The sequence below is a fragment of the Solibacillus kalamii genome (assembly GCF_002174535.1).
GTDB classification, from domain to species: Bacteria; Bacillota; Bacilli; order Bacillales_A; family Planococcaceae; genus Solibacillus; species Solibacillus silvestris.
On the sequence record NZ_NHNT01000004.1, the window covers coordinates 61,559 to 75,733 of the forward strand.

The following is a 14,175-nucleotide window of genomic DNA, read 5'->3' on the forward strand; positions in this document are numbered from 1 at the left end:
TAAATTAAATAAAACATTACCTCATGTAAATTATGAGGTAGAGGTCGCAATCATTAAGACTAGTATAGCTGAGATTAGGAAGAATCGGTGAAGCTTTATGAAAGGAATGGTTGCCGAAGTGTTATTTTTCTTCTTGAAAATAATGCTGGGGCTGTTTCCGATAAGGAACAGAACTGTCACATGTGTGAGCATGTGTTGAGCTATCTTTCAAGTTTGATGAGGTGTAACTATAACCATCACAAAAACTTGTGGTGGTTTTTCTTTTACACTTCACCAACAAAACAAAAAGGGAGTTTTATATTCATGAGTGAGATTAAAATAGATCAGCTCGGTAATAAAAATGAGTTGAAAAAAAGTTTGAAAAGTCGCCATATAACGATGATTTCGCTTGGCGGAACAATCGGTACAGGTTTATTCTTAGCATCAGGTGGTGCCATTGCACAGGCAGGTCCTGGCGGGGCATTGCTCGCATATGCGCTGATCGGCGTTATGGTGTATTTCCTAATGACATCATTAGGGGAAATGGCTGCGTATATGCCAACATCCGGTTCGTTTAGTACGTATGCAACAAAATTTGTTGATCCGGCTTTAGGCTTTGCGCTTGGCTGGAACTATTGGTACAACTGGGCGATTACGATTGCAGCAGAAATTGCGGCTGTTTCGTTAATTATGAAATACTGGTTCCCTGACAGTTCTTCAATGTTGTGGACCATTTTATTTATCGTAGTTGTTTTATCATTTAACTTGGCATCTGTAAAAGCTTTCGGTGAAGCGGAATACTGGTTTGCGATGATTAAAGTCGCGACAGTAATTGTCTTCATCATTGTCAGCTTTTTAATGATTTTCGGGATTTTAGGCGGGAACGATCCGGTCGGCTTCACGAACTTCTTCAAAGATGACGCACCGTTTAATGGCGGCTTCCTTGCATTGTTCGGTATTTTCCTTGCAGCCGGTTTCTCATTCCAAGGTACGGAAATGCTTGGGGTAACGGCAGGGGAAACAGATGATCCAGGCAAAAACATTCCAAAAGCTGTTCGTTCTGTATTCTGGCGTATTCTGCTGTTTTATATTTTTGCGATTGGTGCAATCGGATTACTGATCCCGTATACGGATTCACGTCTTTTATCTGAAGATATTGCGACAAGTCCATTTACATTAGTATTTGAAAACCTGGGTGTTGCGTTTGCGGCATCTGTTATGAATGCGATTATTTTAACGGCTATGTTATCTGCAGGGAACTCAGGATTATATGCAGCTAGTCGTATGCTTTATCAGTTAGCGGTAGACGGAAAAGCGCCGAAACTTTTCATGAAAGTAACATCGCGCGGTATTCCAATGTATGCACTTTTAGCTACATTAGCAGTTGGTTCGTTAGCATTCCTGGCATCGTTTTTCGGTGACGGTGTTGTCTACATTTGGCTGTTGAATGCTTCCGGTATGTCCGGCTTCATCGCTTGGCTCGGTATTGCCATCAGTCATTACCGCTTCCGCCGTGCATATGTCGCACAAGGAAATTCATTGAGTGACTTACCGTATGTATCTAAATTCTTCCCATTCGGACCGCTATTCGCATTTGCCCTATGTATGATTGTCGTGCTAGGTCAAAACTATATGGCATTTACGGGCGGAACAATTGACTGGTACGGTGTCGTCGTTTCATATATCGGCTTACCATTGTTTGCCGCTTTATGGTTTGGCTACAAATTTAAGCATAAAACGAAAATCGTTCCTTTACAGGACTGCGATTTATCAAATAAATAATTTCTGAAACGCAATGCGAGCTTATAGGCTTTCATTGCGTTTTTTGTTGTATTGAGGATTATTTGTCCTGAAGTGAGGAATATACAAAGGGAGTGAGGAATAAGTGAGAGTGATTGAGTATTATGCTAGACTGATTGAGGATAACCAGTAGATTAGTGAGGATTAAATTTCCCGAGTACGATTGCTGCAACAGTGGTATTATAAAAGAAATAAAAAAATGAGTAGCGCTGAAGAATAAGGAAGTGAAAACATGCCTATTTCAAAAGGTTTCTATAAAAAAGTATATCCTTGGTTAACAGGGGAAGATAATAAAAAGGTGATGTATCGACCGTTTCTCACAAAACAGAACCCGTACAAATCCCGTATTTTCCTAGTAAGCTCGCATGCAGTACCGTTATTTAAAGTGGAAGACCGGAGTGAGCAGACTTTTGCAGAGTCATTAGTGAACAGAGATCTTTTCCAGGATCTATATTTAAGTGAAATTAAAGGGGCACCCCGTGAATTTAAAGGCTCATTGCAGTTTGAAAATTGGCTGGAAAACACTCATCACGAATCGCTCATTTATACGTCGCTGAATACATATCAGCTGGAATCAGCCGATGAAGCGAAAGTAGTGAAAAAAGAGGATACCGCTAATTTTGAGCGGGGAAATCACATTTTTAAAGAAGTAATGGATGAGTTTCTGCCGGAAATTATTATTTTGCAAGGGACTGCCGCATACGAGCAATTTAAAGCGCGGTATGCTGACCGTTTAGTGATTTATAATGAAGATGAAACAAAAGTGCAATTACTCGAACAGACCGGCCCGTTTGCGGAAATGGTTTATGAAGATGGCAAAAAGGTATCGATTTTCGTTACGCGCAGCATGAGCTACTTCGGTACGGATGGTTCGAAGTTCGAACAATTCAAAGAAAATTTATCAAAAATTTTACAGAAAAATGCTTAAAACCGAACATTATCCCTAATAAAATTTACTTTTTAACTAAATTTCCGAAAAATAAGAATAATTTTATTATTTAAATGTTATTGCAAACTAGCATTTCCATGATTATAATTGGAACATTCATATTGTTAAATTAAATATTCGCCACTCATATAATAGCAAGGATAAGGCTTGCAAGTTTCTACCGGATTACCGTAAATAAACCGACTATGAGTGAAGCATGCTTAATGAATGTATTTGTCCAATTATTTTATATTTGCACAAAACATTTGTTATTACTTTTGAACTTACTCGGAAGTCTTGCTCCACTCATCGTAGGGAGCTTGCCTTTCGAGTTTTTTGTTTACATTCAAATGGGAAGGAGCTTTTATCATGAAGCTTTTAAAGGAAAAAATAGAAAAAGAGGGCCAAGTGCTTTCAGATACAGTGTTAAAGGTAGATTCGTTTTTAAATCATCAGATTGACCCGTTATTAATGAAAGAAATCGGAGACGAATTTGCGAAACGTTTTTCAGACCAAATCATTACGAAAGTATTGACGATTGAATCATCTGGTATTGCCCCTTCAACTTTTTTAGGCTTAACACTAGGTGCACCTGTTGTGTTTGCACGTAAACGCAAATCACTGACATTGACGGACAACCTGTACACATCGAAAGTACATTCATTCACGAAAAACGAAACGAACGAAATTTCGGTATCAAATAAGTTTATTATAGCGGATGATAATGTCGTAATCATAGATGACTTTTTAGCAAATGGCGAAGCATTGAAAGGCTTAATCGACATTGCGAACCAGGCAGGTGCAACAATTGTCGGAGCCGGCATCGTAATCGAAAAAGGCTTCCAAGAAGGCGGAAAGATTTTACGTGAGCAAGGACTGCGCATCGAATCATTGGCAAATATTAAATCATTGGCAAACGGCAAAGTAGAGTTTTACGATTAATTAAGCAGCACATATTTCTAAAAGGTAATAAAGTTCAAACGATGTAAATTGACTCAGCAAGAGTACACATATATTGGAGGAAAACTTTTTATGAATAACACGAAAGCAACAATGCTTGGAATTCAGCATCTGTTGGCAATGTATGCAGGAGCCATTTTAGTACCGTTAATTATCGGTGGGGCATTAGGATTCAGTTCAGCGCAAATGACGTATTTAGTAGCAATCGATATTTTCATGTGTGGGGTAGCAACACTATTCCAAGTATGGAAGGGTAAAGTAATCGGCATTGGGTTACCGGTTGTATTAGGCTGTACATTTACAGCGGTAAGCCCGATTATCGCAATCGGTTCTGGCGGCGGCTTAGGTGATGTATATGGCGCGATTATCGCATCGGGTATTATCATCGTATTAATCGGTGGTCTTTTCGGGAAATTAATTAAATTCTTCCCGCCAGTTGTAACAGGTTCGGTCGTAACGATTATCGGAATCAGCTTAATTCCAGTAGCCATTAACAATATGGCTGGCGGACAAGGGGCAGCAGACTTTGCATCAGGTTCAAATGTGGCGTTAGCGTTTATTACGTTATTAATTATTTTAGTAATTTACCGCTTCACAGTTGGCTTCGTTCGTGCAATTGCTATTTTACTAGGTATGGTGTCAGGAACAGTAATCGGCATTTTCATGGGCAAGGTTGATTTTACGCCAGTTGCCGAAGCTTCTTGGCTGCACATTATGCAACCATTCTACTTAGCAACACCGACATTCAATGCTTCCGCTATTTTAACGATGACGTTGGTTGCAATGGTATCACTGGTTGAATCAACAGGTGTGTACTATGCATTAAGTGATATTACAAAAAAAGATTTAACTTCAAAAGATTTATCAAAAGGGTACCGTGCAGAAGGACTAGCATCGATTATCGGTGGTATTTTCAACGCCTTCCCGTACACAACATTCTCGCAAAACGTAGGACTGATCCAAATGTCAGGCGTACGCGACCGCAAAGTCATCTTCATTACAGGCGGTATGCTAGTAGCACTTGGATTCCTGCCAAAACTTGCAGCATTAACAACAATCATCCCAACACCAGTACTTGGTGCAGCAATGTTGGCAATGTTCGGTATGGTAATTACACAAGGTGTTAGAATGCTAGCACCGGAAATCGCAAAATCAATGGAAAACGCAATGGTAGCAGCACTAGGCGTTGGTTTAGGAATCGGCGTTGCCACAGTACCAGGCATTTTCGAAAACCTTCCGTCATGGATGTCGATTTTGACTTCTAATGGGATTGTAGCGGGGTCGCTAACGGCGATATTCTTGAATGTGTTGTTTAACATGGTTGGGATGAAGCGTGTTGATCCGATGCATATCGGGGAAGCAAATTAAATAGAAGGTTTTAATGAGTACCCCACATTCTCGTTAGAATTAGAACGTAATCACCTACTTTGACTATTAATTTAGTCGAGGTGGGTGATTTTTTTGCATAGAAAAGTTTATAAAACGTGATTTTGAAGAGGAATCAGAAGTATCTAAGTTTACGTATGACCATTCGTATAGAGTATTTTTGAATGGAAAAAAGGCACTGAATGTGCGTAAACCGACAATAGTTTCTTATGAGGAACAGTACCGTTTCTTTCGTAATTGGTTAACTTAATCGTAAATCTATATATAGTCATAAGGTACTATTTGAATTCGGGAAATAAGATAATTAATATTGACGATTGTTTATAAAATCCTATACACTTAACTTAATTGATAATATTATAGCTTTTTTAAAGGGTATTATATACCTAAATTAATGTATTAAGAACTAATCCCTTATTTTAAACATAAATTATTACACTACCTCTATTGGAAGGACGTTATACGTGTTTAAATTTTTGAAAAATCAAAGAGCTTTTACTCTAGTTGAAATATTAGCAGCATTTGTTTTGTTAGTTGTTGTCATATCTTTTTTTCTAACAAGTCTACCTCAAATGAATAAGTTTAACAATTTGACCGGAGAGAATCTTAATGCTACTCATGTGGCGAAGGATATTTTAGTAAATGTTAAAAAGAAAAAGTTTAACGAATTATATTCGATGACAGCAAACTCAAGTTTAACCCTTCAAGACGGTACTTTAACTATTCTCCAAGTAAACGGAGACGGTACTTCAATAAATCCACTGATTTTAAAAGGGGAATATAAATCTCTCCCTGTAGAAATTATTGTAAAGAATATAGATAATGACTCACAGCTCCGACCTTTTACGATTAATATTAAAAGAGAATCTACAGTAATCACAAAAACACATGGTTATATTAGTAACTGAAAAAAGAGGTGGTTTGTATGAAAATTTTCAAAAATGAAAGTGGTATAACATTAGTGGAGTTACTTGCTGCCATTGTATTATTCGGGATAATATCTATTCTTGCTTGGAGATTTTTTTTTCAATTCACTACTTTCAATGAAAAAGCAGTTACACAAAATCAACTCCAACAAGAAGCGAATATTATTTTAAATACAATGCATACAGTTCATACAAAATGCACTATTCATGATTTAGGTTCCGATGGTTCATATATTGAGATTATATCAAATGGTGCTGATTGTTCATCTATAAATAAGAGATTCGATAACTCAAACATAGAATATAAACTTGAAAAAAGTATTAATAATACCAATGTAAACGTAAAGTTAACTTTGATTTCTAAAAAAGATAAAAAAGTTCAATATAAAACGGCTACGACATTCTTTAAACTTTCTCCTAATTAAATTATAGAGAGGTCGAGAAAATTTGAAAATCATTCAAAATGAAAAAGGATATGCATTATTGCTTACCTTTATAACTATTATACTGATTGTAATTTTAACAATGTCATTTTCATTACGCGCACTCAATCATAATAGATTAGTTGAAAAAACAGACATGTCCTATGAAGCTACAGCAGTTGCAGAAATGGGGGTGGAATATTATCAGGCTAGAGTATTAAATCTAATTAAAGAATATCAAACCCCAGGTACACTAGAATGGACAAAAGTTGAAAAAGAACTTAACCTTTTAAATAATTATATAAAAAGTACACCCACTAAAGATAAGGGAACAGAGATGTATAAACGTACGATCGAGAGCTACATTAACAAAGCTTTAGGGTATTTAGAAGCAGATATTGGGAATTTGTTGAGTTCTAATATAAATTATATGATTCCAGGTACACAATATAAAATTACTAGAGTATTGAGTTCAAATGCGCCTTGGAAAATAGAAATTACTGGATTATCTAAAGAAGATAATCAAGTAATAGATGTTGAATTTCAATTAAAAGATAATAAAGGCAATGACTTTGAGCTAATCGTACTTGGTACAAGTGAAGGAATTATAAATCCCTCATTTCCATCTATAGGAATTACAAAAATTACATTTGATGATTTAATACCTCGAAGGACAAATATAGTGAATTTTGCTGAAAATGTTAATCCTAATACAGCCTTTTCAGGTGATAACTTTATTCTCAATAACAATTTAGAAAATCCAAACAACACAAAAATTCAATCAAAGGGCTCCGTCTCTATTAATGGTATAAATAATATGAGCAGCCTTGATATTTATGCTCTTGACGAAGTAACAATTAAAAATCCTATCCATGCGCAAAATCTCAATATCTATGCAAATAAATTAAACATATCTACTTTAAATTCTTTAAATAAAAGTAAAATAGAAATAGAAAATACAGCTACCTTTAGTGCGATGGGTTCTATTGATAATAGTAAAATACAAGTAAACGGAATTGCCATATTTGACTATTTTAATACTATTACTAATAAAAGTAGTATTAAAATCAAAGGTAATACAAATTTCAAGTATATTAGTAAAATGGAGCAGGGTAGTGAGTTCTTAATCAATGGAAATTTAACAGCATCTGAATATGTACAAAATATAAATGACAATAGTTTGATAAAAGTAATGGGAGCAGCTAATTTTGGTAGATATATAGATGGGATGAGTAATAGTAAAATCCATGTAGCTGGCAGTGTTGAAGTTGGTTATCTTCAAAGTATAAATAATAACAGTGAATTACTAATTGCAGGATCAGCTAATCTCGGGAAATATATACAATCTATGGAAAAGAGCAAAATCCATGTAGGGGGAGCTATGGCTGTTGGTTATATAAATAATTTGAAAAATGGAAGCAGTATAACTGTAAATGGAGATGCGGATTTCGGTACTTGGATTGAATCAATTGAAGGTGGTAGTACGATTAATGTAGGAGGAAAAGCTACTGTTGGTAAAGTTATTATGAAAGATGGGTATATGAATATTGAAGGACAATTGACACTGAATGGTCAAAATCCGACTGTCATTAGTGGAGGGACTGTTGTAGTAAACTCAGTTAATTTTGCTGGGAGCGCAGTTGGGGAAAAAGAAAGTATTTCGGTGAGTGGTGACGGAAAACTTTGTATAAGAGATTTCAATAATACAAGCACAGCGCTGGCGAATAAGAAATCTAAAGCTACTGGTCAAGGTGAAATTATATTTTTAAATACGAGTCGACCAAAAAACTATAATGAAAAAATTGGCTTAGGATCTCTAGATACGGGGAATCATACTCGCGAAGTAGGGATAGATGCATTTAGTAGTTTATGTGGTGTTACCTCTATTCCTACCGAAAATTATATTATCAATACAAATCTTCCATCTGCTGATAATATAACAAAAGCTATTAAATACTATTAACATATGGGTTGTAATAAAATCGAACTATTCAGTGAATTGAGTAGTTCGGTTTTTAGTTAGTTCCCTTTCAATAAGTCAGTATTCAAGTAACTTGTAAAATTAAAATAGGTAAAATAGATTATTTAAAAATAAAAAATATATTTTTATAAAAAACAAATAGTCATAAAGTAATCTATCGTGTATTATAATAGTAACATAAGTAGACATTTGGTAAAAGGGATAAAAATTAGTACATAAAATGAAGTTTATGAGATAATATATTGAATTTATTATAATATTTTCCATGATCTTTATATATAAAATAAATGTAAAGTTTATTTTTTTCTCCATATATCATATTAGGGAATAAATTTTTAGTCGTAAAGTCCTTATTATACATGATGAATTAAAGTGATTAGACGGGGTGAGTTAATGAAAATTATCTTTAGGTCAATAATCCCAATAACTTTGCTGGTAGTGCTTTTATCAATCTGGATTCCTAACTTTATAGTAGATTCGGTTGCATCCGCTGATAATAATGCAGTCGATTCCACAATCGGTGGGGTAGAGACGGGTGATTTGAAGGGTGAGGAGTTAAAAGCATTGCTGTCTAATTCCGTTAACGAATGGTATACCCAAAAACTTACAGTCACGGGCGGGGGGACTTCAGTTGAAGTGAGCTCATCCACATTCCAGTTTGATATTGAGAGTACAGTGGCTAACTATGAGAATCAGGTACATAAGTCATGGTTCGCCTTCTGGGAAGATACGCCGACAGTACATCTCCCACTAATTGTTTTTCCTAGTGAGATTGTGAAAAACGAGATTAGTAATGTTTCGTCATGGGATACGGATTTGACGTATAACAATGTAGAACTGAATGCCGCGTATTTAAAAACAGATCCTGTTGAAGCGGTTGTCATAGACGTGTCGGTACTGGAAACAGATCGGATTTCGTTGTCGGTCGAGCCAATGCCGGAAGGAGCAATGGGCATTAATGAACTGGTTCTTGCATTACATGACACAGTAATAGAACCACAGATTACTTTCTCGATGATTCAAAAATTGGGCGAGACGATGAACTTGGCCAACCGTGAAGCCATTAATTTTGTTGCATCAAATCTATATAATGCAGCACTGAATATTAATGCAGAAATATTGGAACGTCATTCGCAAAATGAAATCCCTTCCTATTTAAAACCTGGATTGGAAGCAAAAGTGGATGCACTGGCAAATGAGGATCTCAAATTTGCAAATACTTCATCCAATACAGTCGTTTTAAAGCTGATTATGGAAGAAGGGAACTTGAAGACCGAAGTATATACACCGGCAAAGGAAACGGAAGTAGATGTGACAGTTTCGCAGGATGAAGAAATCCAGCCCCGTACAATCACACGTTACTCCGCGGACCTGGCAATTGGACGGACGGAACAAGTACAGGAAGGTGCAAAAGGTTTACGCGTCTCGGTATATCGTACAGCGTTTGATGAGCAGAAGCTTGTAAGCCGCGATTATTACCCGCCTGTTGACCGGATTATTGTGAAGTCTTCCAAGCAGCCGGAAGTGCAGACAACATCAGAAAATCTGAACAACGATCCTAACGATCAAGTTGATTTAGATGGCGATGGTTTCCCGGATGATGATACGACGAACGGAAATGGGTCAACTACACCAGTTAGTGGTTCCCAAAATAACAATTCGAATGCATCAAACAATAATCAAGGGGCTGCATCGAACAATTCTGCAAACGGCGATACTAAAGAGGAAAATCTCCCTCCTGGCAGCTATTACGATAAAGGTGGAAATTTAATTACTCCAAAATAAAGGAGGACGTAGATATGAAGGCGAAATCGAGAAAACGCTTAGGAGACTTGCTTTTAGAGTCGGGCGTTATTACCGAAGCACAGCTTACTTACGCACTGGCAAATAAAAGCCGCGACGAAAAACTCGGGGATTTTTTCATTAAAGAAAACATACTGACGGAACAGCAGCTAATTGAAGTGCTGGAGTTTCAGTTGGGTATTCCGCATATTACATTAAGTAAACATGTCATTGCGCCGGAGCTGTTGCAGCTTGTACCGAGAGAACTGGCGAAGCGTACGAATATTATGCCGGTGCGTCGGGATAAAAATAAGCTGCTTATTGCGATGGCAGACCCGATGGATTATTTTGCGATCGAAGAAGTCCGCATGGCGACAGGCTGTCAAATCGAAACGAGTATTGCGACGAAGGACGACCTGTACCGGACAATTACGAAATACTATGACCTGCAGGCTTCGATGGATGCAGCTTTAACTGAAATAGAAGTGAATACACCGGAAGTGCAGCAGGAAATTACCGATGAAGATTCGGCTATTGTCCGGCTCGTAAACCAGATCATCAACAATGGGGTCGCCCAGCGTGCATCCGATATTCACTTTGATCCGCATGAAACTGAATACAGAATTCGATATCGTGTCGACGGGGTGCTTCGTACAGAACGTTCTCTGCCAAAGCATATGCAAAATATGATGACAGCCCGTGTAAAAATTATGGGCGGACTGAATATTACAGAAAATCGTATTCCGCAGGATGGCCGGTTTAAAGTTAATATCGAATTCAAAAGTGTCGACATTCGTCTTTCTACATTACCGACTGTCTACGGCGAGAAAATTGTTATGCGTATATTGGATATAAGCAATGCTGCAACAGACATATCGCATCTAGGATTTACAGAAAATAACGAAGCAATTTTCAGGAAGATGATCGAGAAACCGAATGGCATTGTGCTAATTACAGGTCCGACAGGTTCAGGGAAATCTTCCACGCTATATGCAGCACTTTCCAATTTAAATAATGAGGGTGTCAACATTATTACAGTTGAAGATCCAGTCGAATATCAATTAAATGGTGTAAACCAGATTCAAGTAAAAGAAGAAGTGGGATTAACATTCGCAGCGGGGTTACGTTCAATTTTACGTCAGGATCCTGACATTATTATGATCGGGGAAATCCGCGATCTGGAAACAGCGCAAATTTCAATTCGTGCTTCATTAACAGGGCATCTTGTATTAAGTACATTACATACAAACAGTGCGATTGAATCGATTTCAAGGCTGCAGGATATGGGAATTGAACCGTTTCTCATTTCTACTTCGCTTGTCGGTATTATGGCACAGCGTCTTGTACGTCAAATTTGTCGGGACTGCACGATGGAGATAGAGCCTACGATCAGGGAAAAACAAATTTTTGCGAATAACGGATTAGATGTTAATAAGATTCGAAAAGGTCGCGGCTGTGCAGCATGTGGAAACACAGGCTACCGTGGGCGACTTGCTATTCATGAGCTGTTGCCTGTTGACCGTGGATTGAAGGATTTGATTTTAAACGGGGCAAGCGGCTATGAAATTGGCGATTATATGCAAAACGCCGGACATAACACATTACTGCAGGACGGTTTACTGAAAGTGCTGGCTGGTGTCACGACGACAGAAGAAGTGCTGCGTGTGGCGACGATTGACTAGGGAGGAATGGACATGACATTGAACATACAAGATTTACTGCAGCATGCGTATGACGAAAATGCATCTGATTTGCATGTTACTACCGGCATCCCTCCTGTTTACCGAGTAAATGGTCAGTTGAAGCAATATGGCGATGTAATCGTTACAGCCAAAATGATTGAGCAAATGGTAAAAGATATTTTACCGGCATACAAAGCAGCCGAGTTTGAAGAAAAGGGCGAAACCGATTTCAACTATTCATTGAAAGACTTTTGCCGTTTTCGTGTAAATGCATATCATCAACGAAATGTCGGAGCAATTGCTGCTCGTCTTATTTCGAGTGAAATCCCGACAATTGAATCATTGAATATGCCGAAAGTGCTGTACGATTTAGCTGAAAAACCTCAAGGGCTCATTTTAGTAACTGGTCCAACTGGGTCAGGGAAGTCAACAACACTCGCGGCAATGATTGACTATATTAATGAAACAAAATCAAAGCATATTATTACGCTGGAAGACCCGATTGAATATTTACATTCACATAAGAAATCGGTAGTAAATCAGCGTGAAATCGGAGTGGATACCGGTTCATTTGCAAATGGTTTACGTGCATCGCTCCGTCAAGATCCGGATATTATTCTAGTCGGGGAAATGCGAGATTTAGAGACAATTTCTACAGCGATTACGGCTGCGGAAACTGGGCACTTAGTATTCGGTACACTGCATACGTCAAGTGCACCGACAACAATTGACCGGATTATCGATGTATTCCCACCGCATCAGCAAGGGCAAATCCGGATTCAATTAGCGAATGTATTGCAGGGAATTATTTCACAGCGATTATTCATTCGAAAAGACAAAGCCAGCCGGATTGCCGCGACTGAAGTTTTAGTAAGCGTTCCCGCTGTAACAAATTTGATCCGAAATGAAAAAATACATCAAATTCCAAGTGTTATGCAGACAAACCGGGCGTTAGGGATGCATACATTAGAGACATCCATACAAGCGCTTGTTTCTTCCGGAAAAGTTTCATTGGAGGAAGTGCGACCTTATTTGAATGCGGGTGAGTATATTTGACCGTATTTAAATATGTAGGCCGAACAAAGATGGGGGCAACGCAAAAAGGGACGATTGATGCAGCGAATAAAGCAGCCGCCATTTCAAAGCTTCGCGAAAAGGGCATCAATCCTCGAGAAATCGAAGAATCGAAAAGTTTATTGCATATGGAGGTCAGCCTTGGCAGTAAAAAAGTAAAAACACAAGATTTTGTTATTTACTGCCGTCAGTTCGCGACATTGATTCGGGCCGGTGTTTCACTCGTAGAAGCGACGGATATTTTAGCAAAGCAAGCGACAAGTAAGCCACTGAAAAAAGCACTTGAAGCGGTAGAAGAAGATATTCGTTCAGGTATTCCTTTTTCGGATGCAGTCAGGAAACATCCCAAAGCGTTTCCCGAACTGTTCGTAAATATGATGCGTTCGGGTGAGGCAACAGGTAATATCGACGATACACTGGAACGTTTGGCGAATTCGTACGAAAAGTCCTTCCGTTTAATCAAAAAGGTACAGTCTACGCTGACTTACCCTGCAATGCTTTTAGTAATGATTCTAGTTGTCGTGTTTTTCATGCTTATCTTTATTGTCCCCACATTTGTTGAGTCATTTGAATCGATGGATGCCGAACTCCCGACTTTAACGGTTTGGACAGTAGCATTAGGAGATTGGCTGAGACAATACTGGTGGTTCCCAATCGGAGCCCTGGCTATTGGTGTTGTAGTATTTCAATATCTTTATAGGAATAATGAACAATTTCACTACACTGTCCATTATTTGATGCTGAAGATGCCAATATTTGGTCCGCTTTTACAGAAATCAGCTATTGCGAGGTTAACGCGTAATCTTTCATCTTTATTCAGCAGTGCAGTACCCATATTACAGGCATTAACGATTTCACAAAAAGTTTCCGGAAACCCGGTTGTAGGAAAAGTAGTGCTGGATGCACGTTCGAGTTTAGAAAGAGGTAGCTCATTGACAGAGCCGCTAGAAAAAAGCTGGATTTTCCCACCGATGGTAACGAGTATGACAAGAATTGGCGAGTCGACAGGTTCGCTTGATTATATGCTTGAAAAGATTGCAGATTTTTATGAAGAAGAAGTTGAAAGGACAGTTGATACATTGAAATCGCTGATTGAGCCATTGATGATCGTAATTTTGGCAGGTGCTGTTGGTCTTATCGTAGCGGCAATTTTTTTGCCGATGTTCAGTCTGTACGAAAATATGTAAAAAGGAAAAAGACGTTTTGCAAGGAGGCATCGAAGCGTACAAAGCGTCAGTGCAAAAACAAATATATA

At 38.0% G+C, this 14,175-nt stretch carries 11 protein-coding genes and 2 riboswitches; all 11 genes read left to right on the forward strand.

Annotated elements, in window-relative coordinates:
• Positions 1 to 30: 30 nt before the first annotated feature.
• A riboswitch (Lysine riboswitch) is annotated at positions 31 to 211 on the forward strand.
• A gap of 92 nt (positions 212 to 303) precedes the next feature.
• Complete coding sequence (locus tag CBM15_RS08340; RefSeq protein ID WP_087617095.1) at positions 304 to 1,761, forward strand: amino acid permease; 1,458 nt, start codon at positions 304 to 306, stop codon at positions 1,759 to 1,761.
• 250 nt (positions 1,762 to 2,011) lie between these two features.
• Positions 2,012 to 2,707, forward strand: a complete 696-nt coding sequence (locus CBM15_RS08345; RefSeq protein WP_087617096.1) for an RNA 2'-phosphotransferase — start codon at positions 2,012 to 2,014, stop codon at positions 2,705 to 2,707.
• Positions 2,708 to 2,832: 125 nt separating this feature from the next.
• Positions 2,833 to 2,934, forward strand: a riboswitch (purine riboswitch).
• Positions 2,935 to 3,076: 142 nt separating this feature from the next.
• Positions 3,077 to 3,649 carry a xanthine phosphoribosyltransferase gene (locus tag CBM15_RS08350; protein WP_087617097.1) on the forward strand — a complete coding sequence of 191 codons (573 nt, stop codon included), beginning with the start codon at positions 3,077 to 3,079 and terminating at the stop codon, positions 3,647 to 3,649.
• Positions 3,650 to 3,739: 90 nt separating this feature from the next.
• Positions 3,740 to 5,035: a nucleobase:cation symporter-2 family protein gene (locus CBM15_RS08355; protein WP_087617098.1), complete on the forward strand. Its 1,296-nt coding sequence runs from the start codon at positions 3,740 to 3,742 to the stop codon at positions 5,033 to 5,035.
• A gap of 482 nt (positions 5,036 to 5,517) precedes the next feature.
• Positions 5,518 to 5,961, forward strand: coding sequence for a type IV pilus modification PilV family protein (locus CBM15_RS08360; RefSeq protein WP_158100196.1), 444 nt, complete (start codon positions 5,518 to 5,520; stop codon positions 5,959 to 5,961).
• A gap of 17 nt (positions 5,962 to 5,978) precedes the next feature.
• The gene (locus tag CBM15_RS08365; protein WP_087617100.1) at positions 5,979 to 6,404 is read left to right on the forward strand and encodes a PulJ/GspJ family protein; all 426 of its coding nucleotides are present in this window, start codon (positions 5,979 to 5,981) and stop codon (positions 6,402 to 6,404) included.
• Positions 6,405 to 6,426: 22 nt separating this feature from the next.
• Positions 6,427 to 8,364: a hypothetical protein gene (locus CBM15_RS08370; RefSeq protein WP_087617101.1), complete on the forward strand. Its 1,938-nt coding sequence runs from the start codon at positions 6,427 to 6,429 to the stop codon at positions 8,362 to 8,364.
• A gap of 411 nt (positions 8,365 to 8,775) precedes the next feature.
• Positions 8,776 to 10,167: a VanW family protein gene (locus CBM15_RS08375; protein WP_087617102.1), complete on the forward strand. Its 1,392-nt coding sequence runs from the start codon at positions 8,776 to 8,778 to the stop codon at positions 10,165 to 10,167.
• Between the two features lie 14 nt (positions 10,168 to 10,181).
• The gene (locus CBM15_RS08380; RefSeq protein WP_087617103.1) at positions 10,182 to 11,846 is read left to right on the forward strand and encodes a GspE/PulE family protein; all 1,665 of its coding nucleotides are present in this window, start codon (positions 10,182 to 10,184) and stop codon (positions 11,844 to 11,846) included.
• Between the two features lie 12 nt (positions 11,847 to 11,858).
• The gene (locus CBM15_RS08385; protein WP_087617104.1) at positions 11,859 to 12,902 is read left to right on the forward strand and encodes a type IV pilus twitching motility protein PilT; all 1,044 of its coding nucleotides are present in this window, start codon (positions 11,859 to 11,861) and stop codon (positions 12,900 to 12,902) included.
• Positions 12,899 to 14,107, forward strand: a complete 1,209-nt coding sequence (locus CBM15_RS08390) for a type II secretion system F family protein (RefSeq protein ID WP_158100197.1) — start codon at positions 12,899 to 12,901, stop codon at positions 14,105 to 14,107. The genes CBM15_RS08385 and CBM15_RS08390 overlap by 4 nt, the downstream gene beginning before the upstream one ends.
• The last annotated feature ends 68 nt before the right edge of the window (positions 14,108 to 14,175 follow it).

Bases quoted from the DNA above. Each gene is read 5' to 3' on its own strand.
- CBM15_RS08340 (WP_087617095.1), top strand. From the start codon at position 304: ATGAGTGAGATTAAAATAGATCAGCTCGGTAATAAAAATGAGTTGAAA.
- CBM15_RS08345 (WP_087617096.1), top strand. From the start codon at position 2,012: ATGCCTATTTCAAAAGGTTTCTATAAAAAAGTATATCCTTGGTTAACA.
- CBM15_RS08350 (WP_087617097.1), top strand. From the start codon at position 3,077: ATGAAGCTTTTAAAGGAAAAAATAGAAAAAGAGGGCCAAGTGCTTTCA.
- CBM15_RS08355 (WP_087617098.1), top strand. From the start codon at position 3,740: ATGAATAACACGAAAGCAACAATGCTTGGAATTCAGCATCTGTTGGCA.
- CBM15_RS08365 (WP_087617100.1), top strand. From the start codon at position 5,979: ATGAAAATTTTCAAAAATGAAAGTGGTATAACATTAGTGGAGTTACTT.
- CBM15_RS08375 (WP_087617102.1), top strand. From the start codon at position 8,776: ATGAAAATTATCTTTAGGTCAATAATCCCAATAACTTTGCTGGTAGTG.
- CBM15_RS08380 (WP_087617103.1), top strand. From the start codon at position 10,182: ATGAAGGCGAAATCGAGAAAACGCTTAGGAGACTTGCTTTTAGAGTCG.
- CBM15_RS08385 (WP_087617104.1), top strand. From the start codon at position 11,859: ATGACATTGAACATACAAGATTTACTGCAGCATGCGTATGACGAAAAT.